The 25,522-nt window shown below is 63.8% G+C and carries 19 protein-coding genes; 8 read left to right on the top strand and 11 right to left on the bottom strand.

Annotated elements, in window-relative coordinates; all coding sequences use genetic code 11:
* Positions 1-22 precede the first annotated feature (22 nt).
* Both BGP00_RS02415 and BGP00_RS02420 read right to left on the bottom strand, forming a co-directional pair.
* Complete coding sequence (locus BGP00_RS02415) at positions 23-640, bottom strand: nuclear transport factor 2 family protein (protein ID WP_292921639.1); 618 nt, start codon at positions 638-640, stop codon at positions 23-25.
* 28 nt (positions 641-668) lie between these two features.
* Positions 669-2,768, bottom strand: coding sequence for a PQQ-dependent dehydrogenase, methanol/ethanol family (locus BGP00_RS02420; RefSeq protein ID WP_292921637.1), 2,100 nt, complete (start codon positions 2,766-2,768; stop codon positions 669-671).
* A 198-nt stretch (positions 2,769-2,966) separates the two neighbouring features.
* Between BGP00_RS02420 and BGP00_RS02425 the strand changes: the two genes are divergently transcribed.
* The gene (locus tag BGP00_RS02425; RefSeq protein ID WP_292921635.1) at positions 2,967-4,214 is read left to right on the top strand and encodes an MFS transporter; all 1,248 of its coding nucleotides are present in this window, start codon (positions 2,967-2,969) and stop codon (positions 4,212-4,214) included.
* On the opposite strand, the gene BGP00_RS02430 is transcribed toward BGP00_RS02425, so the two are convergent.
* Positions 4,190-4,621: a MarR family transcriptional regulator gene (locus BGP00_RS02430; RefSeq protein WP_292921633.1), complete on the bottom strand. Its 432-nt coding sequence runs from the start codon at positions 4,619-4,621 to the stop codon at positions 4,190-4,192. The genes BGP00_RS02425 and BGP00_RS02430 overlap by 25 nt on opposite strands.
* A 146-nt stretch (positions 4,622-4,767) precedes the next feature.
* Here BGP00_RS02430 and BGP00_RS02435 point away from each other — a divergent pair, with 146 nt between their 5' ends.
* On the top strand, positions 4,768-6,186 hold the full coding sequence (locus BGP00_RS02435) for an aldehyde dehydrogenase family protein (RefSeq protein WP_292921631.1): 1,419 nt from the start codon (positions 4,768-4,770) through the stop codon (positions 6,184-6,186).
* A 10-nt stretch (positions 6,187-6,196) separates the two neighbouring features.
* Here the strand turns inward: BGP00_RS02435 and BGP00_RS02440 are convergent, their stop codons facing one another.
* Positions 6,197-7,090: a LysR family transcriptional regulator gene (locus tag BGP00_RS02440; protein ID WP_292921629.1), complete on the bottom strand. Its 894-nt coding sequence runs from the start codon at positions 7,088-7,090 to the stop codon at positions 6,197-6,199.
* Between the two features lie 130 nt (positions 7,091-7,220).
* Here BGP00_RS02440 and BGP00_RS02445 point away from each other — a divergent pair, with 130 nt between their 5' ends.
* Complete coding sequence (locus BGP00_RS02445; protein WP_292921627.1) at positions 7,221-9,515, top strand: arylsulfatase; 2,295 nt, start codon at positions 7,221-7,223, stop codon at positions 9,513-9,515.
* A 98-nt stretch (positions 9,516-9,613) separates the two neighbouring features.
* Here the strand turns inward: BGP00_RS02445 and BGP00_RS02450 are convergent, their stop codons facing one another.
* The 3 genes from BGP00_RS02450 to BGP00_RS02460 all read right to left on the bottom strand — a co-directional run bounded on the left by BGP00_RS02450 (position 9,614) and on the right by BGP00_RS02460 (position 13,363).
* Positions 9,614-11,083 carry an aldehyde dehydrogenase gene (locus BGP00_RS02450; RefSeq protein ID WP_168601587.1) on the bottom strand — a complete coding sequence of 490 codons (1,470 nt, stop codon included), beginning with the start codon at positions 11,081-11,083 and terminating at the stop codon, positions 9,614-9,616.
* 29 nt (positions 11,084-11,112) lie between these two features.
* Entirely contained in the window at positions 11,113-12,711 is a 1,599-nt protein-coding gene (locus BGP00_RS02455) for a GMC family oxidoreductase N-terminal domain-containing protein (protein ID WP_292921624.1), read from the bottom strand.
* 139 nt (positions 12,712-12,850) lie between these two features.
* Positions 12,851-13,363 (bottom strand): MarR family transcriptional regulator, encoded by a 513-nt coding sequence (locus BGP00_RS02460; protein ID WP_246869862.1) that lies wholly within the window; start codon positions 13,361-13,363, stop codon positions 12,851-12,853.
* 112 nt (positions 13,364-13,475) lie between these two features.
* Here BGP00_RS02460 and BGP00_RS02465 point away from each other — a divergent pair, with 112 nt between their 5' ends.
* On the top strand, positions 13,476-13,991 hold the full coding sequence (locus BGP00_RS02465) for a nuclear transport factor 2 family protein (protein WP_292921622.1): 516 nt from the start codon (positions 13,476-13,478) through the stop codon (positions 13,989-13,991).
* An 11-nt stretch (positions 13,992-14,002) separates the two neighbouring features.
* Here BGP00_RS02465 and BGP00_RS02470 read toward each other — a convergent pair whose 3' ends face one another.
* From BGP00_RS02470 to BGP00_RS02485, 4 genes are read right to left on the bottom strand one after another with little or no spacing between them, the layout of a single operon-like run.
* Entirely contained in the window at positions 14,003-15,613 is a 1,611-nt protein-coding gene (locus BGP00_RS02470) for a GMC family oxidoreductase N-terminal domain-containing protein (protein WP_292925715.1), read from the bottom strand.
* The gene (locus BGP00_RS02475; protein WP_168601583.1) at positions 15,613-16,065 is read right to left on the bottom strand and encodes a DUF3237 domain-containing protein; all 453 of its coding nucleotides are present in this window, start codon (positions 16,063-16,065) and stop codon (positions 15,613-15,615) included. The genes BGP00_RS02470 and BGP00_RS02475 overlap by 1 nt, the downstream gene beginning before the upstream one ends.
* Positions 16,066-16,075: 10 nt before the next feature.
* The gene (locus BGP00_RS02480; protein ID WP_292921619.1) at positions 16,076-16,504 is read right to left on the bottom strand and encodes a DUF3237 family protein; all 429 of its coding nucleotides are present in this window, start codon (positions 16,502-16,504) and stop codon (positions 16,076-16,078) included.
* A 15-nt stretch (positions 16,505-16,519) separates the two neighbouring features.
* Entirely contained in the window at positions 16,520-17,971 is a 1,452-nt protein-coding gene (locus BGP00_RS02485; RefSeq protein WP_292921617.1) for an aldehyde dehydrogenase family protein, read from the bottom strand.
* A gap of 252 nt (positions 17,972-18,223) precedes the next feature.
* On the opposite strand from BGP00_RS02485, the gene BGP00_RS02490 reads away from it, so the two are divergent.
* From BGP00_RS02490 to BGP00_RS02505, 4 genes are all read left to right on the top strand, one after another.
* A complete protein-coding gene (locus BGP00_RS02490; RefSeq protein ID WP_292921615.1) occupies positions 18,224-19,162 on the top strand; it encodes a helix-turn-helix domain-containing protein in 939 nt (312 codons plus the stop codon).
* 33 nt (positions 19,163-19,195) lie between these two features.
* Complete coding sequence (locus tag BGP00_RS02495) at positions 19,196-20,500, top strand: MFS transporter (RefSeq protein WP_292921613.1); 1,305 nt, start codon at positions 19,196-19,198, stop codon at positions 20,498-20,500.
* A gap of 186 nt (positions 20,501-20,686) precedes the next feature.
* Positions 20,687-23,047, top strand: a complete 2,361-nt coding sequence (locus BGP00_RS02500; protein WP_168601579.1) for a TonB-dependent receptor — start codon at positions 20,687-20,689, stop codon at positions 23,045-23,047.
* Between the two features lie 300 nt (positions 23,048-23,347).
* On the top strand, positions 23,348-25,423 hold the full coding sequence (locus tag BGP00_RS02505) for an alpha-glucuronidase family glycosyl hydrolase (protein ID WP_292921830.1): 2,076 nt from the start codon (positions 23,348-23,350) through the stop codon (positions 25,421-25,423).
* The last annotated feature ends 99 nt before the right edge of the window (positions 25,424-25,522 follow it).

Genomic DNA, 25,522 nt, shown 5'->3' on the forward strand with positions numbered 1-25,522 from the left:
GCCGACTTTTCTCTCTATATTTTCATTTCCGGCCGCTGACCGGATTGGCGTAATGATAGGGCGGAACAAAGATTTCGGGAAAGATCGGATAGGCCTGGGTGAATTCATCGGGCGGGAAATCGGCGAAATCGGTGGCCAGAGGCATCACCTCCTTGCCCCAGCCCTTGTCGAAGGGCGTGTAGAACACCTGATAGGCGCGCAGGGAAGCAATCTTCCACACGCCGTCCTCCTTGATATAGGTGTTTTCATAAATGGCATCGCCCCACAGCGCCTCGCGGCCCAACTGGCCCACCTGCATCAGCGCGCGGAACCGGCCCTGTGCGCTCATACCGTCGGCCGCCACATGGATCACCGGCTGAAGCTGGATATGGTTCATCAACATGCCTTCCTGCGGCGGACCAAAGTGAAGCATATACTCCCGGATGCGATCCTGCCCGAAGAACTTGCCGCGTGCGTTGATTTCCAGCGTGGCGTCGCGGGCAAACAGGTCGGCCACCTGATCCCACTGAAACTTGTCGACATAATAGCCATAGGTGCGCTGGAGATTCTGGACATCGATCCAGTCCTGCGCGCGGTCGGCGCGGGCTTCGGCGCGCGCAAGGCGCTGGCGCAGGTCGTCGAGTTGCTCTTCGATGGTCACGGTCGGAATTCCTTGCTGATGAAAAGGGTTATTTCTGCGCCTGCCGCTCGGCATTCCTGTCGGCATTGGCGCGGTGGATCAGATAGGCGCGGATGGCCTCGGCATCGGCGGCGGACAGAACGCCTGCGAAGGAGGGCATCCCGCGCGAACGCAGCGCTCCTTCCAGCACCACCTGCTTCAGCACATCGGCATCGCCGATCGCCCCGGAATGGCGCAGATCGGGCACCATGCTGGCGCTGACCGCCGCGATCCCGTGGCAACGCAGGCAGTTTTCGCCATAAAGCCGGTCGCCCAGCGTGATTTGCGCAAGGCTGAACGTCGCGGGCGGGGGCGAGAGCGGCGAGCGCAACGCCTTTTCCGGGGCGGGCAGGCGGCTCTTGCCACCCAGGCGGAACACCAGCAGGCGGTTTGGCCCCACGCCATTGACCGGCTGCTCGGCCAATTGCCCGCCCAGCATGGGCCATGCCCCGCCCCAACCCGCCATGACCGCGACATATTGCACCCCGCCCACCGCATAGGTCATCGGCGCGGCGACAATGCCGGTCTGGGCGGCATAGGACCACAGGCGGCGACCGTTTCGCGCGTCATAGGCGGCAAACTGGCGACTGCCGTTGCCTTGAAACACCAGGCCGCCCGCCGTGGCCAGCACGCCGCCGTTGAAAGGCGCGGCCAAGGGCACTTTCCACGAGGCCTTGCCCGCCACCGGATCCCACGCCACCAGATAGCCGCGATTGTCCCTGGCCATGGCGGCCAATTGCCCGCGTGAGAAACTGGCGCCGCCCTGCATCGCGGTGCCGGTGTTATAAACGCCCGGCACCATATGGTCCGCCCCGCCGGGGGCAAAGGGGATCGCCATTTCCATCACCGGCAGATAGACCAGCCCCGTCTGCGGGCTGAAGGCCATCGGCTGCCAATTATGCGCCCCGCCCGAACTGGGCCATTGCAGAAAGCTCTTGCCCGTTTTGTAATAGCGCGCATCGGGATTTTCGACCGGCCGTCCGGTGTCCATGTCGACATGGCTGGCCCAATTGGTTTTCGCAAAGGGATGGGCCGAGAGCAGTTCGCCCGTCGCCCGGTCCAGCATGTAGAAAAAGCCGTTCTTGGGCGCCTGCATCAACACTTTGCGCAGGCGCCCGTCCAGCTTCAGGTCTGCCATGATGATCGGCTGGGTCGCGGTGTAGTCCCATGCCTCCCCCGGGGTTTCCTGATAATGCCAGACATAGGCGCCATTGTCGGGCCGCAGCGCGACAATCGAGGACAGGAACAGATTGTCGCCCTGTCCGTCGCTGCGCAATCCGTGGTTGGTCGGGCTGCCATTGCCGGTGCCGATATAGAGCAGGTCGAGTTCGGGATCATATTCGATGGCGTCCCACACCGTGCCGCCGCCGCCCCATTGCCACCATCGCCCATGCCATGTGTCGGCCACGCGGGCCAGCGGAGCATCGGAGATCTCGCCGTCGCTCTGGCCCGGCCGCCCCGGAACAGTGTAGAAACGCCATTTCTTGCGACCTGTCGCAGCGTCATAGGCCGTGATGAACCCGCGCGCGCCAAATTCCGCACCGCCATTGCCGATGATCACCATGCCCTTGACCACGCGCGGCGTGCCGGTGATGGTGTAATTGACCGCCGGAGGGCCGTTGTGGTCCAGTGTGTCCACCTGCCACAGGCGTTTGCCGCTTTTGGCGTCCAGCGCGATCAACCGGCCGTCCAGCGCCCCCAGATAGACCCGCCCATCCTGAACCGCCACCCCGCGCGAGACCGGACCGCAGCAGGATCGCGCCGCCGCCTCCATTACCCCAGGGTCGAAAGTCCACAGGACCTTGCCATTGCGGGCATCGATGGCGCGCACAATGTCATAGGCGCTGACCGTATAGAGGATGCCGCCGACGAAAACCGGGGTTGCCTCCTGCCCGGCCCTTGTTTCCAGATCGAGCGACCAGGCCAGGCCAAGCTGCGCGGCATTGGCCGGGGTGATGGCGGAGAGCGGGCTGAAACGCTGGGCCATGGGGCCGCCGCCCGCCAGCGGCCATTCCGCCTGCGCGCCCGACATCTTGTTGCCCCCTTGCGCGGGTGCATAGGCCGCCAGCAAGCCCAGCAGGGGCAATGCAAGCGCAGCTTTCAGGGACACAGCCAGTCTCTCCACCATTTGGCCCCGCCGGGGCTTATTCTTTCATGCCAGTCTGTGCGCAATTGAACGGGGTGGATAGGGAAAAAATTAGCACCATGTGATAGTGAAAACACGATCACATGGTGCCTTAATCTCTCGTGGGGGCGCCCCGTTGTCTCCTTGCCGTCCAAGCCCTAGTCTGCGGGCGGGAGAGACAATATGACCGCCGCACAAAGCCAAACGCCGCCCTTGACCGGGCGCATCCTTGTCACGCTGATATTCTGCGCCCTTTTCATGCTGATCGAAGGGCTTGATCTGGCCTCCATGCCGCTGGCCGTGCCGCGTATCAGCGCGGCCTGGGGGATGCCTGCGTTCGCCTTCGCGCTCAGCCTGTCGGCCATCGTGATCGGCGTGGGGCTGGCGGCGGTGGCGCTGGCGCCGCTGGGCGAAAGGGTCGGGCGGCGGCGGATGATATGGATCGCAGGTCTGGTGGCGGCGCTGGCAAGCGGGGCCACGGCCTTTTCGGGCTCAATGGGGGTTCTGATTTTCTGGCGGTTCATGACCGGCCTCGGGCTGGGCGCCTGCCTGCCCAATGTCACGGCCTGCGTGGTGCAGATCGCGCCGGTGGCCGGGCGGTCGCGCATTCTGGCGGCGGTCAATACGGCCATTCCCGTGGGCGGGGTGCTCGCCGGTTTCCTGATGGCCCCGCTGGTGCGGATCGGCCATTGGCAGGCGCTGTTTCTGGCGGTGGCCGCGCTGACAGTGTTTTGCAGTCTGGCCTTGCGCCTGCTGCTGCCCGCCACCAATGGTCAGCCGGCCGAACAGGCGCCGCATGGCGGGGCCGGTCTGCCGCTGCGCGAATTGCTTTCGCGGGAACATCTGTTCAAAACCGTGCTGCTGATCGGACTGGGCACCGCCAACACTTTCCTGCTCTACCTGCTCATCAACTGGCTGCCCACGCTGCTGCCGCGTGCGGGGGTTTCGCTGGATGCGGCGGCGCGAATGAGCGGGCTGTTCCAGTTGGGCGGCATCTTTGGCGGGTTTGTCTTTGCCTATCTGATCGACAAGAACCGGCCGGTTCGCGCTTTTCTCTGCGGCTATGGGCTGGCGCTGATGACCCTGGGGATCATGTTTGTGCCGGGTCTTTCGGCGCCGGTATGGGCGGCCACGGTTCTGGCTCTGGGCATGGGCGTATCAGGCGCGCATGTGGCCATCACGCTTTTCGGGGTGATCTTCTATCCGCAGCGCCTGCTCTCCAGCTATATCGGAGTGTCGATCGCGGTGACCCGCATCGGGGCTATTGCCGGACCTTTGGCCGGGGGATGGCTGCTCGCCGTGGACAGCGGCGTCGGCTCGTTTCTGACCGGCACAATGCTGGGACTGGGCCTGTGCCTGCTGTGGGTTCTGGCCATTGCGCATTTCGGCCATCGGCGGGAGGGAAATCAGCCCGCCGCCCTGCCTGCCTGAACCGCCAGCAGGCGAATAGTCGCAAGCAGATCCTGCCGCACCTCGGGGCTGAGCGGGGCCAGCATCTCCTCATCGGCCTTGCGCAGCGCGTCAAGCATGGCGTCCAGCGCTTTCCCCCCGGCCGCCGTCAAGGTCAGGGCATGAGCGCGCGGATCGGCGGCAGGCTCGCGCGAGACCAGGCCCAATGTTTCCAGCGCATTGACCATCTTCATGGCGCTGGCCCGGTTGATCGAGAGCGCTTCGCCCAGCGCCGTTTGCGTGCACCCCGTATGCGCGGCAATCACCAGCAGCGCCGTGACACGCGCGGGCGTCATGCCAAAGGCGTCCAGCGCCTGACGGGCGCGGCGATCGGCCTCCAGATGCAGCAGGCGGAGCTGATAGCCGAATGATTTCTCAAGATCCTGCATCCTGTCTCCCCTCTCCCCCCTCGCATTATGATTTGGGCCAGATCGACCATTGCAGAGATTGTATCCTTAGCATACATAAACCCCGTCAACCGCACAATCGTCCCGCGCAAAAGGCGGAATCAAAAAGCGGGCAATGGAGAGACCTCATGGACAAAACCTTCAAGCTTCTGATCAACGGCCGACAGGTCGAGGGCGCCACCAGTTTCGATGTGCTCAACCCCGCCACCGAGGAAGTGGTTGCCGCCTGCCCCAAGGCCGACCGCGCCCAGCTCGATCAGGCGATCGCCGCGGCCAAGGCGGCCTTTCCGGCGTGGTCGGCGCGCAGCTATGAGGATCGTGCGGCCTATATCCTGCGGCTTGCCGATGCGCTGATGGAGCGCAAGGACGAATTCGCCCGCCTGTTGACCGCCGAACAGGGCAAGCCGCTGCATCAGGCAGAATATGAGATCATCGGCTCGACCTTTGTCCTGCGTGCCTTTGCCGAAATGCGCGCGCCCGAAAAGATCATGCGTCAGGATGGCGGCAACACCGTGATCGAGCATCGCACCCCGCTGGGCGTGGTGGCGGCGATCACGCCCTGGAATTTCCCGGTCATCCTGCTGATGAACAAGCTGGGCCCCTGTCTGGTCACGGGCAATTGCATGGTGGCCAAGCCCGCGCCCACCACGCCGCTGACCACGCTGCTCTTTGCCGAACTGGCCGCCGAAATCCTGCCCGCCGGTGTGTTCAACGTGATCTGCGACCAGAACGAGCTGGGCAGCGCGCTGACCTCGCATCCCGATATCGCCAAGATCGCCTTTACCGGATCGACCGGCACCGGCAGCAAGGTGATGGCTTCGGCCGCCGATGGCATCAAGCGCGTGACGCTCGAGCTGGGCGGCAATGACGCGGCCATCGTGATGGGCGATGTGCCGCCCGATGTGGCCGCCGCCAAGGTGTTTCAGGGCGCGATGATGAACGCGGGCCAGATCTGCGTGGCGATCAAGCGGGCCTATGTCCATGAATCGATCTATGAGGAATTCTGCGCCTCGATTGCCAAGCTGGCCGAAGCCGCCGTGGTGGATGACGGCAGCAAGCAGGGCGTGACCATCGGCCCGGTGCAGAACCGCATGCAGTATGAAAAGGTCAAGGGCCTGCTGGAGGATGCCGTGACGCAGGGCCGGGTGCTGGCGGGCGGCCAGTTGCCCGACCGTCCGGGCTATTTCATTCCGCCCACGATCATTGCCGATCTGCCCGATGATGCGCCGCTGGTGCGCGAGGAACAGTTCGGGCCGGTGCTGCCCGTGCTCAAGTTCTCCGAAGTGGACGATGTGGTCGCCCGCGCCAACGATTCCGAATATGGCCTTGCGGGCACGGTATGGAGCCGCGACACGCAGGCCGCGATGGACATTGCCCGCCGCGTCGATGCGGGCACGGTCTGGGTGAACCAGCATCTGGCCATTGACGCCACGCTGCCCTTCCGCGGATCGAAGAAATCCGGCCTTGGCGCCGAACTGGGTCAGGCGGGGCTGCATGAATACACGCAGGCCCATATCATCAACGCGGTCGAACTGGCGCTCGACTGACGCGCAGGGATCAGCCGCCGAGCGTTCTGACGGTCTTGCGCAGAAAGGCAATGGACCGCAGAACGCCCGGATCGGTGAAGTTTCGGGCAAAGACCATATAGCGGTGGCTGGATGGCACACGCAGCGGCAGGCGCAGCAATTGCCCTGCCGCCACGCGCGGCCTGGCCATGTCATCGAACAGCAGGCCGATGCCCTTGCCCGCGCAGACCAGTTCGAGGATGACATCGGGATATTGTGATCGCGCCGCAACATGGCGCGGGGCGAGGCCCAGCCCGCCCAGAACCGTCATGAACCAGCGGTCCGTGGGCGAATTCTGCGCGGCCAGAATGAACGGTGCATCATCCAGTCGCTCGGCGGCGGCCACAGTCTGCGCCAGAGCGGGCGAGGCATAGAGTCCGACGGATACCGCACAGAGCCGTTCCGCCCGCATCCCCGGTTCATCGGGCGCCGCGCCGGTGAAAAAGCAGATATCGGCCATGCCTTCATCCAGCATGGCAGTCATGGTCCGCCCCGGCGTGGCCGCGATCAATTCAATGTCGGGCACGCCTTCCAGGCGATGATAATCCTTGAGCGCGGGCCTCAGCACATAATCGAGGATGAAATCGCCCGCGGCGACCTTCAACGTCTGTATCGGCGGGCCGCTGTTCTGCCCTGCCCGCGCCACCTTGTCGGCGCTGTTCAGCAATTTGCGCGCCTCGACCAGCAATTCGCGGCCCAGCGGCAGCAGACGGGCGGCAGACCCGCGCCGCCGGTCAAACAGCTTGCCCCCGGCGCGTTCTTCCAAAGCCCGGATGTGGTTGCTGATCGTGGGCTGGCTGATGCCCAGCCGGTCGGCGGAAAGGCGGAAGTTCTCATCCTTGGCCACTTCGACAAAGATCTCAAGCTGGCGGAAGGTGAAGCGCATCAATTATAGCCTTTCTGCTATAACTTATAGCCTCCTGATCCGTTGCTTTGCAACGCCCTTGCTGCGATCCGGGTAAGGCAAAGAACAAGGACAATGGGAGAATTGGATGTCAGGCGACAGGAATATTCGCATGCGGCAGCGTTTGCGCCGCATCATGGGCCATGCCTGCAAGGCGGGGGTGGCCCTCGCGCTGGCGGGCGGCCTGCCGCTCGCCGCGCCCCAGGCAATGGCCCAGCAGGAGCAGATCCCCGTGGCCGATGCCCATGGCAATTGGCGCTATTATCCCAGCCCCAAGCGCGCGCCTGCCAATGCGCCCAATGTGCTTCTGGTGATGACCGATGATGTCGGCTTTGGCGCCTCAAGCACGTTCGGCGGGCTGATCCCCACGCCCAATCTGGATGCCGTTGCCGCCAATGGCCTGAAATACACGCAATTTCATACCACCGCCATGTGCTCCTCCACCCGCGCCTCGCTGCTGACGGGGCGCAATCACCATACGGTGGGCAATGGTTCGATCTCGAATGTTTCGGTGGACGCGCCCGGCTACACTTCGGTGATCCCGGCCACCGCCGCCACGATGGGGCGGATCCTGCAGGACAACGGCTATGTCACCTCGTGGTATGGCAAGAACCACAATACGCCCGACTGGGAAACCGGCCCCAATGGCCCCTATGCCCGGTGGCCCAACGGCATGGGTTTTGACTATTTCTACGGCTTCAACGGCGCAGGTGTGGATCAGGTCAATCCCACGCTGATCGAAAACCGCAATTCGATACGCCGCGATCCAAGGGACGAGAATTACTGGTTCGACAAGGATATGACCAACCATGCGCTGGAATGGCTCTCATCCACCCATGGTCAGCAAAGCGACAAGCCCTTTTTCATGTATCTGGCCACAGGTGCGATGCACGGCCCCCAACAGGCGCCCAAGGAATGGGTAGACAAGTTCAAGGGCCAGTTCGACATGGGCTGGGACGAGGCGCGCCGCCTGATCTTTGCCCGCCAGAAGGCGATCGGCGTGATCCCCGCCAATGCCAAACTGGCCCCGCCGCTGCGCGATGTGCCCGCATGGAGCACGCTCAGCGCCGATCAAAAGCGGCTCTATGCGCGGATGATGGAAATTGCCGCCGCGCAACTGGCCTATTTCGATTTCCAGTTTGGCCGCATCCTCGACCGGCTGCGCGAAACGGGGCAATTGGACAATACGATGATCGTCTTCATCCAGGGCGACAATGGCGGCGCGCTGCACAATATGGATGGGTCGATCAATGCCTATTCGGCTTTTGCCGGAATTCATGAAACGGCCGAAAATCTCGTCAAACAGATCGACAAGCTGGGCACCGAGGACAGTTTCGGCAATTATCCGGTCGGTTGGGCCTATGCCACCAACACCCCCTATCCATGGGGCAAGACGGTGGCCTCGCATCTGGGCGGCACACGCAACGGCATGGTCATTTCATGGCCCGCGCGGATCAAGGACAAGGGCGGGATGCGCACGCAGTTCGGCCATGTCATCGATATCGCCCCAACCATCTACGAGGCCATCGGCATTCAGCCCCCCGCCGAGGTGGACGGCGTACAGCAATTGCCGCTGGACGGCAGTTCGATGGCCTATACGTTCGATCAGCCCAAGGCCCCCGGCCGGCACCGCGAGCAATATTTCGAGATGCTGGGCAGCCGCGCCTATTACAAGGACGGCTGGATGGCGAGCACCGATGTCCCGTGGGATCCGTGGGGGGCGAACAAGACCAACCCCAACACGTTGAACTGGGAACTCTATGACCTGAACAAGGATCCGTCGCAGACCGAGAATGTGGCCGCGAAATATCCGGCCAAGCTGGCCGAATTGAAGGCCGATTTCGACGGGGCGGCCAAAAGGTTCAACGTCTATCCGCTGTCCTCCGATTTCTTCACCAGGATCAGCCAGAAATACCGCCCGGCGGGCCTGACCGGGGGCACCTCGCATGTCTTCTATCCGGGCGACACGCGCTATCCGGCGGTGACCTTCCCCGAACTCAGCGCCGATTGGACCACCGTGGCCAGCATCGCGACCAGAGGTGGCAAGGACAGCGGGCCGATTCTGGTTCAGGGTTCGCGCTTTGCCGGTTATGGGCTGGCGCTGGATCAGGGCGTGCCGGTCTTCACCTATGATCCTTCGGGCCGTGAACAGGAACGCCGTGTGCTGCGCGCCGCCGAGGCTCTGGGTCCAGGCAATCATGAAATCACGGTGCGCATCTCGCCGCTGGACAAGGGGCAGCAGATTGCCCTGCTGGTGGACGGCCGACAGGCCGCCGCCGCGCCGATCCCGCGCGTCATCAAGATCGTAACCGGCGATGCCATCATCGGGCGCCCTGCCATCGATGACCGCAAGGGTCCGCGCCTGTGCGATTGCGAGGTAAGATCGGTCCGCATCGACAGCAAGTAAGGACAAGGCGGCCGGTAAGCCCCCGAGCCGCCAGTCCGATTGAAACCCCGCCGACCCTATGATCGGCGGGGTTCTTTTTGTCTTCCTTCAGGGCTTCATCACAAAACGGCCGGCGCCGCGTCCAGCAGGATCGTCTTGGTTTCCAGAAAAGCGCCCAGCGCCTCGGGGCCGCCCTCGCGGCCGATGCCCGATTGCTTGAAACCGCCAAAGGGCTGGCCAAACTCCATGCGCATTCCGTTCTGGCCCACCCCGCCGCTGCGGATCCGGCGGGCGATGCGATAGGCCGCCTCGGCATCCTGGGTCAGCACGGAGCCGTTGAGCCCGTAATGGCTGTCATTGGCGATGGCGATGGCGTGTTCCTCGCTGTCGGCCGGGATCAGGCAGAGCACCGGGCCGAAGATCTCCTCCTGCGCGATGCGGCTGGCATTGTCGACATTGGCAAACAGCGTGGGCTCAAGGAAATAGCCCTTGTTGAGATGCGAGGGCCGCGATCCGCCCGTGACCAGATCGGCGCTTTGGCGGCCAAGGGCGATATATTCCTCCACCCGGTGCAACTGGCGCTGCATGGCCAGCGGCCCCATCTGGGTTTCCATGTCATGGCTGTGGCCCACGCGGATGCCCTGCATCACCCTGGCAATGGCATCGGCCAGTTCATCATGGCGATGGCGCGGGACAATCGCACGGCTCAGCATGGCGCAGACCTGTCCGCTCATGACGCTGATCGTATTGCCCAAAATGGCCGCTGCCGCCTCGATCGGGAAATCGTCGCGGACAATGGCCGCCGATTTCCCGCCCAGTTCCAGCGTGCAACGGGCAATGCGGCCGGCGCAAACCTCGCCGATGCGCTTGCCCGCGCCGGTCGATCCGGTGAAGGTCACCTTGTCGACGCCGGGATTGCAGACCAGATGGTCGGAGGCCTCTCGGCCCGCGGCCACCATGTTGACCACGCCCGCAGGCAGTCCGGCCGCCTCCGCCGCCTCGGCCATGATATAGGCTTCAAGCGGCGTTTCGGGCGCGGGTTTCATAATGACGGTGCAACCGGCCACCAGCGCATAGGCGGTCTTGGAGGCAAGGATGCCATAAGGCGCGTTCCACGGCGCAATGGCCGCGCAAACGCCCGCCGGTTCATGGGCGATGACCACCGTGTCCACCTGCGTTCCCTTGCGCTGTTCGACAAAGGGAAAGGTGTCGGCATAGCCCGCGATGGCCATCAATTGCGCAGTGGAACCGCCGGTCATGATCGGCGCAAAGCTGGCCAGTCCGCCCACCTGCCATGTCCATGCGGCGGCCAATTCGGGGTGGCGCTTTTCCAGTTCCTCGCCCATCCGGCGCAGCATCGCGCCGCGCTGTGCGGGCGGCATCGTCGGCCATGGCCCTTCATCGAATGCCTTGCGCGCGGCGGCCACGGCGCGGTCCATATCGGCCTTGGTGCCATCGACCACCTGCGCCACAATCTCCTCGCTGTCGGGCGAAACGATGTCGAGCATGAGGTCGCCGGTCGAGGCGACCCATGAGCCGCCAATGAAAATCCTGTCGGGATGGGCAATCCTGATATTATGGGGAAGCATGTTTTCCTCCTTCCGTAGGGGTATGGATGTCAGCCGGCGGCCATGGCGGCCAGCACATGGTCGGCGCCCTTGTCGCCGATCATGATGGCGGTGGCATTGGTGTTGCCCGCAGGCAGGGTCGGCATGACCGAGGCATCGGCCACCCACAGGCCGCCCAGGCCACGGACGCGAAGATTTTCGTCCAGCACGGCGCGGCGGTCGGCGGCATGGCCCATACGGGCGGTGCCGCAGGGGTGATACATCGGGGTCGAGGCGGCGCGCACATAATCGCGCAAAGCTTCGCGTTCGACTGCGGCCGGGCCGGGGCGCAATTCTGCGGTGACCAGACCGGCCATAGGCGCGCTTGACAGGATGCGGCGACCCAGTTCGATGCCTTCGATCAATTGTTCGACATCATCGGCGCAGCCAAGCTGGTGATAGGTGATGATGGGCGGCGCCAGCGGATCGGGCGAGCGCAGCCTGACCGTTCCCCTTTGATCCGGGCGCATCAATCCCACCATGGTGGATACCGAATTGTTGCGACGCAGCGCCAGCCTTCCCCGTCCGTCCAGATCGAAGGCGAAGGCGGAAAACGACAATTGCAGATTAGGCGCCGGGCCTGGGCGGCTGCTGACAAAGGCCTGGGCATGGCCGATGGCGGTGGTCAGCGCGCCCTTGCGCGCCAGCATCATCTGCAGCATCTGCCAGGCCCCGCGCCACCCGCGCGCATCGGCGTTGAGCGTGTGGGCGGCCACATCATTGACGATATGGACGCCGACATGGTCCTGAAGATTGGCCCCTACCCCCGGCAGATCGGCCACCACGGGCAGGCCCAGATCGGCAAGAGCGGCACCGTCGCCAATCCCGCTGAGCATAAGAAGCCTGGGCGTATTGAGCGCGCCTGCGCAGATCGCCACGCCGTGCCTGCTGCGCAATATCCGGCGGCGGCCCTCGCGCTGAAACTCGATCCCGACGGCGCGGCCGTTTTCCACCAGCACCCGCAGGACCTGTGCGTCCAGCAGCAATTGCGGCGCCTGATGGGCGGGCAGCCCCTCCAGATAGGCCCTCGCGCTGGAACAACGCAGCCCGTCGCGCTGCGAAACCTGCACATGATCGACGCCTTCGGCCAGAGCGCCGTTCAGATCCGCCGATCGGGGCACGCCCGCATTTTGCGCAGCCTCGATCCAGCGTTCGACGACATCATAACGCGCGCGGCTTTCGGCCACCGATTGCGGGCCCTGCCCGCCGCGCCATGCATCGGCGCCGCGCTCATTGCGCTCCATCCGGCGAAAGTAGGGCAGCACCGATGCGTAATCCCAACCTGCGGCGCCCAACTCGGCCCATCGGTCATAATCCCAGCGGTGGCCCCGGATGAACATCATGCCGTTGATGGCGCTGCCGCCGCCCAGCATCTTTCCGGCGGGCCAGACATCGCGCCTCCCCCCGCGTGACGGGTCGGGCTCCACATCGAAGCACCAGTCGAAGCGGGGGTTCTGCACCAAGGCGCTGGTGAGCGCAGGCACGCGCGAGCGCAGCTTTCTGTCGCTGCCGCCCGCTTCCACCAGCACCACCTTGACCCCGGCCGCGCACAGGCGCCCGGTCAGCGCGGCGCCCGCCGAACCGCCACCGACCACGACAAGATCCGGCATGTCGCCCTGCATTGCAAAAACTCTCCCGCTTTATTTCTAACGATCGTTAGCATTTTGCGGGATAGTCTTGTCAAGCAGCCCGACCGGCAGACTCCTCCAGAACGCGCATGTCTTGTTTGCGGGTGCCTTTTAACCTGTTCTATTCCGGGCGGGTAAAGCTCAGGAAGAGCGACTGTCCCTCCTCATCGGTGGCCTGCAGCGTATCGACCAGCACATCGAGATAGCGGTTGAGCGTTTCGACTTCCTCGGCGCCAAGGCGCGAGACAAGATAGGTGGCAACCTTGTCCACCTGCGGACGCATGGCATGATACAGCCTCTCGCCCTCGGGCGTCAGCACCAGGGGCTTGCGCTTCTTGTTGGCCGGATCGCGCGCGGCCGTCACGCGCCCATGCTTTTGCAAGGCGGCCACCGCGCGTGAGATGCTCATCGGGTTCACCCCGGTGATCTCGGCCAATTCATGGCTGGCGCAGCGCGGATGGCGCCCGATCAGCATCAGCAGGCGGAATTCATTGATCGAAATGTCATAGCCATGTGCAAGATAGGTGGCAAAAGGCGCATTGAGATGGTTGGCCAGCCGCAAGACCCGATGGAGCGTATCATCAAAGGGATCGCGGCCATCCTGCGGCTCCGCAGACACGGTTTCGTTGTTCATTGCGCATTCTTTCGCCATCGGACACTCATAAGCTGTTGGCGGCGCGACAAGTCAAGACGGCACGCCTGCATCATGGTCTGGCACCGGAAAAAGCGCATGAAAGGAAATGCCGATGACCGACCGATTCCAATGGCCCGCCGGCCTGCAACCGGCCGCCGCCGTGGCCGAGGGCGAAACCCCGCCGGTGATTGCCACCGATCACGAAGCCCTGCTGCGCAGCCCCGATCCCGCGCTCGAAAGCAACAAACGCTTTTGCTATGAAATGTATCGCACCGTACTTCAGGCGGGCCATGCCGCCAGAGTGTGCGATTTCATCGCGAAGGATTACATTCAGCACAATCCCAACGCCGCCAGCGGCGCTGCCGCACTGGAAGAGTTCATCCGCAATTCCCGCCCGGAACGGCCCATCGAACAGGTTTTGCAATTGCCCCTCGTCTCGATCATCGCCGAACGCGACATGGTCACCTTCGTCTTTGTGCGCAAGGAAAACCCCAAGGATGGCGACGTCTATTACACCAGCTGGTTCGACACGTTCCGCCTTGCCGACGGGTTGATCGTCGAACATTGGGATCCTGCCCTGCGCAGCGCCGAGATGCGCAGGATCGACCCGAACGAGAAGCGGCTCTAGGGGGATATCGCCTATCCCCCCAACACCATGTCGGCGCATTTTTCGGCCACCATCATCACCGGCAGATTGGTGTTGCCGCCCGGCAGCAGCGGAAAGACCGAGGCGTCCGCCACGCGCAGGCGCCCAATGCCGCGCACGCGCAACCGACCATCCAGCACCGCCCCGTCATCGCCGCCCATGCGACACGTTCCCGATGGATGATAGGCGGTCATGGCCGTTTCGCGCACATGGTCAAGAATGGCCTCATCGCTTTCCGGCTCACGCGTCGGGCGCGTCATCGCCCCCGTCACCCCGGCCAGCGCAGGCTGGCGGACCAGTTCGCGAAGCACGCGATAGCCATGGATCATCGCGGCGCGATCGCGTTCATCCGACAGCAGATTGAAACGGATCAACGGCGCCACCGCCGGATCGGCACTGGCCAGCGACAGGCGGCCCCGGCTCTTCGGATAATTGAGCGACCAGAGCGCCCCCATCCGTGCGCCATGGGGGGCGGCAAAGCCGGGAAACCAGACCCGCGTTTCCATCGCCAGCGGGATCAGCAGGAAATGCAGGTCGATCTCGGGGCTGGACGGCCGGGTTGCCACATTGGCCGAAATGGCCAGCGGGGGCGCCCCCATGATGCCCTTGCCCGTGGTCAGCCAGCGCAGGAACGAACGCGCCACCCGGTCAAACCGCACTTCGCGTTCAAAGGCCCACACCGGGTCCAGTTCAAACTCCATCGCCGCGCCGGGATGGTCCTGAAGATTGGCGCCGACCTCGGCCCGGTCCTGCGCAACGGCAATGCCCAATGCCTTGAGATCAGCCCCCGGACCAATCCCTGATGCCATCAGCAATTGCGGCGAATTGATCGCCCCGCCGCACAGCACAACCTCGGCGCGGGCCATGGCCACCCGGTCCTGTCCGTCGCGGCGATAGGCAACACCCCGGGCCTCGCCCTGCTCGATGACGATGCGCCGGACCTCGGCGCCGGTCATCACGGCCAGATTGCCTCGGCGCATCGCCGGGAAGAGATAGGCCTGGGCGGCGCTGGCCCGCCGCGATTGCGCGGTGATGGTGAAATCGGGCATGCCGAAACCATCGGTGCGCGGGCCATTGAAATCATCGGTCAAAGGAAAGCCCAGGCTGACCGCCGCCTGCTGCGCCAGCGGGAAAAGCGGGCTGGGCGAGGGATGGGGCATCACGCTGACCGGCCCGTCGCCGCCATGCAGGTCGGAACTGCCGCGCCAATGGCTTTCCAACTTGCGGAAATAGGGCAGGACGTCATCCCATCCCCATCCGGGCAATCCCTGCGCCCGCCAGTGGTCATAATCGCTGGCATGGCCGCGAATGGCCATCATGCCGTTGATCGAGGATGTGCCCCCCAGCATCCTGCCGCGCGCCACGGGCAGGCGGCGGCCTTTCAGCTCAGCCTCCGGCTCGGACATAAAGCCCCAGGTGATGTCCGGATTGGGCCAGAGCCTGGACACCGCCAGCGGCAGCGCCACATCGAGCCGCCGCCCATCGCCGCCCGCCTCCAGCAGCAATACGCGATGTTTGCCGCTTGCGCTCAGACGATTGGCCAGCACACAACCGGCCGATCCGGCGCCGACAATGATATAGTCGAATTCCTCCTGCCCCTGCATCACACAACCTTCCAGAACCGGAACACCGAGCCGGTGGGATTGCGCCGCCCGGCCCCGACAAAAATCGAACGGTTGAGCCAGTCATAAGGCCCCTCGGGCGCCTCGAAGCGGGGGGTCATGCGCATGTAATAGCTGCGGGGATCGACCGGTTCGCCCGCCAGCAGCCGCGCCACCACATCGGGCGGGGCATGGCGCAGGCCGGTGCTGCGTTTCAGGATCACCGCGCCGTCATCGGTGCGCAGCAGATATTGCGATTCAAACCGCCCGCCGCCATCGGCGCGCACCATCGGGAAATCGCCCCCGCTCATCGGCACGATCTGGCCCGACAGGCCCGGTCCGCTGAACGTTCCGCTCCGGATCAGCACCGCCCCGCGCGTATAATCCTCTGCCACCTTGATATGCATGCGCTCGCCCAGCGAGATGCGCATTTCCAGCGCGAATTCGAGCTTCATCATCGGCCTTTCACAAAACCTCGAAGATGGACAGGTGCGTTTCGCCATCGCGTCTTTCAGCGATGAACACGCGGGTTGCCAGCCAGTCATGGGGCGATCCTTCGGCCACCTCGAACACCACGTTCATCCGCAGCGCGCCCAGCCTGTTCAGACCGGAAACGCCGGTGCCGGTCATCCTGATCGGCCCGCCATGCGCGGTCTGGATCACCAGCGCCATTTCCACCACGCTCACCCCGTCGCGGCGACTCAGCCAGGTTTCGGTGCCGGTTTCCAGCCCTGCGGCCAGCCCCCGGCCGGACAGGCGGCCCGAGGCAAGCTGGCGCACCCATCTTTGCCCCCCCGTGGCCAGATCGCCTATGCCCCATTCAGCGCCATGATCCAGCTCCAGTTCAAAGGCAGGGTCCAGCGACGGGGTCGGCATATCTTCATCTTGGCTCATCACGCATTCCCCGTATCAGACCGCGATCGTCATCGCCTTGAGTTCTGTGTAGGCCTCGACCCCGGCGCGGCCGTTCTCGCGGCCGTTGCCCGATTGCTTGACCCCGCCCGCAGGCATGCAGAAATCATTGCCGCCTGCCGTATTGACCCGGACCGTCCCCGCCCTGATCCGCCGGACAAGGCCAAAGGCGCTGCTCATGCTGCTGGTCCAGACATAGGCGGCAAGGCCATAGGTGCCATCATTGGCCAGCGCCGCAATCTCGTCCAGATCGAGCGTGTCGAAGGTCTGCACCGCCAGCACCGGGCCGAACACCTCCTCGCGCGCGATTTCCATCGCGGCCTGCACATCGTCCAGCACGGTGGGGACGATGAAATAGCCCGCCTGCCCCCGGCGCTCTCCTCCCGTCACGATCCGCGCGCCATCGGCGCGGGCGCGGGTGATAAATCCCATGATCCGATCGCACTGGGCCTGCGAAATCACCGGCCCCAGTTGCGTGGCCGGATCATCGGGCGCGCCTATCCTCATGCCTGCCGCGATCTGCGCCACGCGGGGCACCAGATCGCGCGCCACATCGGCATGGACCAAGAGCCGCGATCCGGCCGAACAGGTCTGGCCCGAATTGAAGAAGATACCCATTGCGATGGCCGCCGCGGCCTTGTCCAGATCGGCATCGGGCATCACCACCACGGGGGATTTGCCGCCCAGCTCCACCGTCACCCGTTTCATCATCGGGCCGGCCACACGCAGGATCTCGCGGCCGGTGGCGGTCGATCCGGTAAAGGCAATCTTGGCCACGCCCTCATGACGCACCAGCGCCGCGCCCGCCTCGGCCCCTGTGCCCGTAACGATATTCACCATGCCCGCCGGAAAGCCGCAATCGGCCAGCAGGTCCGCCAGCAGGAGCGCCGAGAGACTGGTTTGTTCGGCCGGTTTCAGCACGACCGCACAACCGGCGGCAATCGCCGGGCCGATCTTCATCGCCGCCCCCATCAGCGGATAGTTCCAGGGGATGATCTGCCCCGCCACGCCCACCGGCTCGCGCAGGGTGGCGGCATGCCAGTTCCCGGGCACCGACAGGTTCATCGTCTCCCCCGTCAGATGGGCCGCCCAGCCCGCGAAATAGCGCAAGCCCGCCGCCGATTGCGGAACATCCAGATGAAGGATATTGCTGATCGGCTTGCCGGTATCATGCATTTCGATCCGGGCGAATTCCTCGGAACGGGCGGCAATGGCATCGGCCAGCCGGAGCAAGGCGTTCTGGCGGTCGGCGGGGTTCCATCCGCCATGGCGAGCCTTGGCCATCGCGCCGACGGCCGCATCCACGGCCAGGGCCATGTCATCGGCGCCAGCCGCCGCGATGCGGGCGAATTCCTGTCCGCTGGCCGGATCGACCACGGGCAGGTCACGACCATGCGCGCTTTCGCGCCATTCGCCGCCGATGAAAATGCGGCCCTGAATTTCTCTCATCCTCTCGGACAGCATCTTTTTCCACCCTTGCTGCGGAAGCATCGGGGCCAGCTAGCGCAGGCAAGGAGCTAAAGGCTTGTTCTGGCGCGCATCGTGCCGTGCGAGAGAGCACAGGGAATAGCAAAGGAACGCGATTCAAAAAATGTATGCCAATGATACATTAACGAGTGTTTCTATTTTTCCAAAACGTGATTATAGCGGTTTTCGAGCAGCCGCGAAAACGCGGCGCCAGAGGATGATTGGGAGAGCAGGATGTCGAGAGACTATCTCAACTTCGCGACGCGCGCGGCCAACCGCAAGGAACGCACGATGCAATGGCGCGATATTACCCGCGCCAACGATGTCGTCCTGGGCGACGACCGCGAGGCATCCATTCGCGGCTGCGATCTGGGAGAGCTTCGTATCTGCGCGGTTTCCATCGGGGAACACACGCTGGAAAATCACGAATCGCGGCGCCATGGCGAAAGCGGCGAGGATGCGATCAAGCTGCTGTTTGTCGAAACCGGCTCGTGCGATGTCCATCAGGCCGGGCGGCATGCCCGCCTGATTGCGGGCCAATGGTGCGCATTGGACAAGACCCTGCCTTTTCGCATGACCTCCCAGGGCCAGACCAACCAGCTTGCCATCGCCCTGCCCCGCCGCCTGATCCATCAGGGCGAAGGGCTGGGCCAGCATCTGGCCGGCCCGCGCAGCTTTCTTGAAGGCGCGGCCAGCGTGCTGCACAACAGTTTGCACCATACGATCCGCGCCACGGCGGGCATGGGGCGCCGCGACCGGGGCTTGCTGGCCCATGCGCTGTCAGGGCTTATCAATGTGGCATGGCATGCCGATCCGGTCTGTCATTCGCACAGCAGTCCCCATGCCCGCCGGGCGGCGGTGATCGATTTCATCGAACGCAATCTGACCGATCCGGAACTCGATGTCGGGCGCATCGCCGTCGAACTGGGCTATGCCAAGCGCACGCTGCACAAGCTGTTTTCCGCCGAGGGCGAGACGCTGAGCCGTATCATCTGGCAAAGGCGGCTGGAACATTGCCGCCGCGAACTGCTCGATCCGGCGCAGGCCAAACGCTCGATCACCGAGATCGCCTTCACCTGGGGTTTCAACGATTCCCAGCATTTCAGCCGGTCCTTCAAGGCGCGCTTTGGGCGTTCGCCGCGCGACTATCGCGGCGCCCCGCTTCACACCTGATCCGCCGCCGCCCATCAATTCGGAGAAACAGGAATGACCCCCGCCGCCCGCCGCACCACGCTGTTCCTGCTGACGGCGATCTATGGTTTTGGGTTTATCGACCGTATCGTGATTGCGCTGGTGGCCGAACAGATCAAGGCCGATTTTCGCATCAGCGATTTCCAGATCGGCCTCTTGGGCGGCACGGCCTTTGCCGTGATCAATGTGGCCGCCTCGCTGCCGCTGGCCCGGCTTGCCGAGCGCTATTCGCGCAAATGGGTCGCGGCCTGCTCACTGCTGGTCGGGTCTCTTTTCACAATGGCCTGCGGGGCCAGCGCCAGCTTCCTGCATATGGTGCTGGCGCGCATCGGCATGGCGGGCGGCAGCGCGGGCACCGAGGCGCCGCCTCATTCAATGATTTCCGACATGTATCCGCCTGAAAAGCGGGCCTCGGCCATTTCGCTTTTCATGCTGGGCGTGCCGGTCGCGGCCTTTGCCGGATCGGCGATCGGCGGCGCGGTGGCGGCCAGCCACGGCTGGCGCGCGACCTTTTACGTTACCGGGGCGATGGGCGCCCTTGTGGCACTGGCCGCGCTGTTGATGATGCGCGAACCGCGCCGCGCCGATCACGATGCCGATGGCGAAGGACACAGGCCTGCCGGCGCCGTGCTGCGGGTGTTGCTGACGGACCGCTGTTTGCGCCACATCCTGCTGGGCGTGTCGATCATCAGCCTGGGCGCCTTTGGCATCAACACCTTCATGCCGTCCTATTTCGCCCGCAATTTCGCGCTGGACATGGGCCAGACCGGGATGGCCTTCGGTGTGCTCAGCGGGGCGGCCTCGGCGCTGGGCACCTTGCTGGGCGGATATGGCAGCGAATGGGCGGCGCGGCGCGATCCGCGCTATCTGGTGGCGCTGCCCGGAATGGGGGCAATGATCGGGGCGCCGATTTTCATTATCGGCCTGTTTCAATCCAGCCTGCCGGTGGCCTTTGGGCTGATGCTGCTGGGTTCGACATTTTTCTATCTGGCCATGGGCCCTGCGATCGCGGCCTTGCACGGGTTGCTTGATTCGCGCAGCAGGGCCACGGGCTCGGCCATTTTTCTGACGATCATGTATCTGGCCGGGCAAGGTTTTGGTCCCCCGGTGGCCGGATTTATCAGCGATCGTTTCGCGGCTTGGACCTTTGGCTCGGCCGATTTTGCCCAAGCCTGTTCAGGCGTCGTGACGGGGCCTCTGGCCGGGGCCTGCGCCCATGCCGGGGCCATGGGAGTGCGCTTTGCCATCGCCTGTTTCGGTGGCTGCTACATCTGGGCGGGGTGCCATCTGGTCTTTGCCGCAAGGCACCGCCGGGCCTGAAACCGGGCCTGTAACCAGAGCGCGAAACAAGCGGGCGCAATCAGAGCGGTCCGTGCACACCCATCCATGAAATGCCGATGACGGGCCGGTAGATCATTCACGGGAATCGCCAGCCTGACGCTTGTCCGGGCGCCTTCGCAAGAGGTTGCAGACCCTTGGGCGACGATAAAAAGAAAGGGAGAGATCATGAAAAAGTTCAGCAGCCGCCATCTGCTCGCCACGACCGGGCTGGCGCTGGCTCTTGGCGCGGTTTCGACGGCGCAGGCCGAAGAAGCCAAGGAGGCGAAACCCGCCACCGCCGAGGAAATCGTCGTGACGGCCCAGTTCCGCGCCCAGAACCTGCAGGACACGCCCATCGCCATCACCGCCGTTTCCGCCGAAATGATGCAGGCGCGCAGCCAGACCAATGTGCAGGAAATCGCAGCGCAGGCGCCCGGTCTCAATCTTCAGCCCAACAACGCCAATTTCGGCCCCTCCATGGCGGCCTCTATCCGCGGCGTGGGCCAGAGCGACCCCAGCCCCGCGGTCGAACCCGGCGTGGGGCTTTATATTGACGATGTCTATTATCCTTCGTTGACAGGCGCGCTGTTTGACCTGCTCGATCTGGATCGGGTCGAGGTTTTGCGCGGCCCGCAGGGCACTCTGGCGGGACGCAATTCGATCGGCGGCGCGCTCAAGCTCTATTCCAAGCGCCCGCGCGGCACCAACACCGGCCTTGTGCAGGGCGCCTATGGCAGCCGCAACAGGCAGGATCTGCGCGCCAGCATCGATCTGGGCATTGCCGATGGCCTGTCTTTCCGCCTTGCCGCCGCGTCGAAAACCCAGGGCGGCTATGTCAATGTGATCGACTTTGGCTGCGCCAATCCGCAAGGCTCGGCCAACAATCCCACCGTTGGCGGCATTCCCGCCCTGCGCCCGGCGGGCGATTGCGTGGTGGGCAAACAGGGCGATGTGAACTATCAGGCGGTGCGCGCCCAGTTGCGCTATGAGCGCGGACCGGTCGATGCGATGATCTCAGCCGATTACGTCACCGATGATCGCGCCCAGTCGCCCGCTGTTCTTTTGAGTGCGAATAATCCCGCCACCGGTTTCATCCGCGGGCCCTATACCAATGTGGCCTATGACAGCCGCTTCATCTGCGGCCCCTACTGCAATTACGCCACCGGCGTGCAACCCGCAACGACTTCGCCGCTGATGCCCAACGAAACCACGCGCCCGCTGACATCGCGCTATTCGGGCTATGGCGTTTCGGGCCATATCGATGTGACGCTGAGCCGCCAGCTCAAGCTGACCTCGATCACCGGCTATCGCTCGTTCCAGTCGCGCTATGCCTCGGACGCCGATCTTTCGCCGCTGCCGGTCAATTTCTCGGAAAACAATTACAAGGCTCATTTCTTCAGCCAGGAACTGCGCCTGAACGGCACAGGGCTGGACGGCCGCCTCAATTACACGGTCGGCGGCTATTACAGCGACATGAAGACCGTTCTGGCCAATGTCCTGGACATCCGTTACTCGAACCTCCAGTTCGCCAGCCTTGGCGATGAGGTACCGGCATCCTCGCTGGCCGGTTTTGCCAATGCCTCTTTCGAGATCCTCAAGGGGCTGACGCTGAATGCGGGTATCCGCAACACGCATGAGGAGAAGGACTACAAATTCTCGCGGCGTTTTGCCGATGGTTCGACAGGCCAGCCCCGCGTAGGCTCGCTCGACGGTTCGGTCGGGTCTTACAAGATTGACCGCTGGGACTATCGTGCGAACCTGCAATATGCCTGGACGCGGGATCTGATGACCTATGCCCAGTTCTCCACCGGCTACAAGGGCGGAGGGATCAACCCGCGCCCCTTCTTCCCCTCGCAGGTCCAGCCCTTCGGCCCGGAACAGTTGGAAGCATGGGAACTGGGCCTGAAGGCGGACTGGTTTGACCGGAAATTGCGCACCAATATTTCGGCCTATTACAATAAATACAAGGACATCCAGCTCGTCCTTACCTCCTGCCCGCAATTCACGCCGGGCAATGCGCTTGCCCCCTGCGCGATGACGGCCAATGCGGGCGACGCCAATGTGAAAGGCATCGAGTTCGAAACCACGCTGCGCCCGGTCAAGGGTCTGCTGATTGACGGCACGCTCAGCTATATCGATTTCCAATATACGCGCATCGCCCCGGCGGCGGCCGGTGTCAGCGGCGTGCGGCTAACCGATGTCACCCCCTTTACCAGCAAGTGGAAATGGAGCGTCGGCGCGCAATACGAATTCGGCATCAACGAGCACAACAGCATCACACCGCGCTTCGACATTGCCTATCAGTCCGGTTTCTACACTGCGGCGCGCAATGATCCCACGGCCTTTGTGGCGGGCTACACGATTTCCAATGCCCGGCTGACCTGGCGCAACACCGAGAGGGATTTCGACGTTTCGTTGGCCGTGACCAATCTATTCGACAAATATTATCTGCTTACCCTGTTTGACCAGACCATTGGTCAAGGTTCGGTTTCCGGAATGCCTGGCCGCCCGCGCGAATGGTCCGTCACGGTGACCAAACGCTTCTGATCGCCCCGCCCAAGGCGGTTGAAAGGAACCCCATGGCCCGCCACCGGACGATGAAGACATAGCGTTTTCATCAGCCTGTGGCGGGCCTTGTTGTCTTCGGCCCTTGCGGGAGCTGATCCAAACGGGGAAAAGAAGATGCTGGCAAGCTCGTCATGATAGCGCTATCTATCGGCAGGGAGAGCAAAGCCTGACAGCATGGCCAAAGCCATGCGGCTATTTTGCTCATCTTTCTTGTTCAAACATGCAGGCTCTTTCATGATCCCTCGTATGACCCTCGGCCTAAGCGCCGCCCTGTCCGCCATGATGCTGTCGGCCATGGCTCTGCCCACCATCGTCCACGCCGAAGACGGCCATCAGCTTTGGCTGCGCTATCCCCCGGCAATCAGCGCGTCCGACCGCGCAATCACAATTGCCGCGCCCGATGCACAAGACAGACCGCAGCTCAAACTGGCCATTGCCGAGCTGAAGCGCGGCCTTGCGCTGCGGGCCGATCAAGGTCCGATCCGCCTGACGACGCCCGCCGACGGTTCATGGCCCGCCCGCTACGACCGCCTGGGCGCCGAGGGTTTTGCCCTCAGCAGCCGCAAGGTGAACGGCCATATCGACACGCAGATAGCGGCCAAAACCGATCTGGGCCTGCTCTATGGTGTGTTTCATTACCTGCGGCTTGCTCACAGCGGGGCGGATCTGGCCCGGCTGGATGTGGTTTCCTCGCCCCGGATTGCCCTGCGCGTGCTGGACCATTGGGACAATCTGGATGGCACGGTCGAGCGCGGCTATGCCGGCGCCTCGATCTGGGACTGGTGGCGCCTGCCCGACTGGCGCGATCCGATCTATACCGAATATGCGCAGGCCAATGCCTCGGTCGGGATCAATGGCGCGGTGCTCAACAATGTGAACGCCAAGGCCGACAGCCTTACCGCGCCCTATATCGCCAAGGCGGCGGCGCTGGCCGATGTGTTCCGGCCGTGGGGGATCAGGGTCTATCTCTCGGCGCGCTGGTCCGCGCCCATCGAATTGGGCGGGCTCAAGACCGCCGATCCGCTTGATCCGGCGGTGGCGGCATGGTGGCGGGCCAAGGCCGATGAAATCTACCGCGCCATTCCCGATTTCGGCGGCTTTCTGGTCAAGGCCAACAGCGAGGGCCAGCCCGGCCCCGCCGATTACCACCGCACCCATGCGCAGGGGGCCAACATGCTGGCCGATGCGCTGCGCCCCCATGGCGGGGTGGTGATGTGGCGCGCCTTTGTCTATGCCCATGACAATCCGGAGGACCGCGCCAAGCAGGCCTATAATGATTTCAAGCCGCTGGACGGCCAGTTTGCCGACAATGTGCTGGTGCAGGTCAAGAACGGCGCGATCGATTTCCAGCCGCGCGAACCCTTCCACCCGCTGTTTGGCGCCATGCCGCGCACCAATCTGATGATGGAATTCCAGATCACCAAGGAATATCTGGGCCAATCGACGCATCTGACCTATCTGGGCCCGTTGTTTTCCGAAGCCTTGCAGGCCGATACGCTGGCGCAGGGCAAAGGCTCCACCGTGGCGCATGTGGTGGATGGTTCGCTGGACGGACACCGGCTGACGGGCATTGCGGGCGTGGCCAATATCGGCGCGAACCGCGACTGGTCGGGCTCGATCTTCAATCAGGCGGACTGGTATGCTTTTGGCCGTCTGGCGTGGAACCCCGATCTTGCGCCCGAAACCATCGCGCGCGAATGGGCGGCGCAGACCTTTTCGCCCGCGCCCAAGGTGGTGGATGCCGTCACCGCGATCATGATGCCCTCACGCGAAGCGGCGGTGGATTACATGACCCCGCTGGGCCTTGCCCATCAGATGAGCGTCTATGGCCATTACGGCCCCGGCCCGTGGGTCAACACGCTGGCCCGACCGGAGTGGAATCCGGTCTATTACAACCGCGCCGATGCGCAAGGCATCGGCTTTGACCGCACTGCCAGCGGCAGCAATGCCATCGCGCAATATGCCCCGGCCATCACAGCCGGACTGGCCCGGCCCGACACCACCGATGACAGGGATCTGCTGTGGTTTCACCATTTGCCATGGACCTATCGCATGAAGGATGGGGCCACGCTGTGGGATGATCTGGTGCGCCATTATGAACGGGGCGTCGCCGGGGTGGAAAAGATGCAGGCGCAATGGCAGGCATTGAAACCAGTCGTGGATGCCGAAAGGTTTGAAAAGACCCGTGTGTTTCTGACCATCCAGCGCCGCGATGCGCAATTGTGGCGCGATGCCTCGATCGCCTATTGGCAATCGCTCAACCACCTGCCCCTGCCCGCGGGCAGCGCGCCGCCCGCGCATGATCTGGACTGGTACAAGGCGCTGACCTTTCCCTATGCTCCGGGCAATCCATGAAGCCCCAAAGGACGCCATGACGCAAAGGACGGCAAACCTTTACGCCATGGCGCCTTTTGGCGGGCGAAAACCGGCTTCGCCCGCCGCGTGATCCGGCCC

The sequence above is a fragment of the Novosphingobium sp. 63-713 genome, from assembly GCF_001898925.1.
Taxonomy (GTDB): Bacteria; Pseudomonadota; Alphaproteobacteria; order Sphingomonadales; family Sphingomonadaceae; genus Novosphingobium.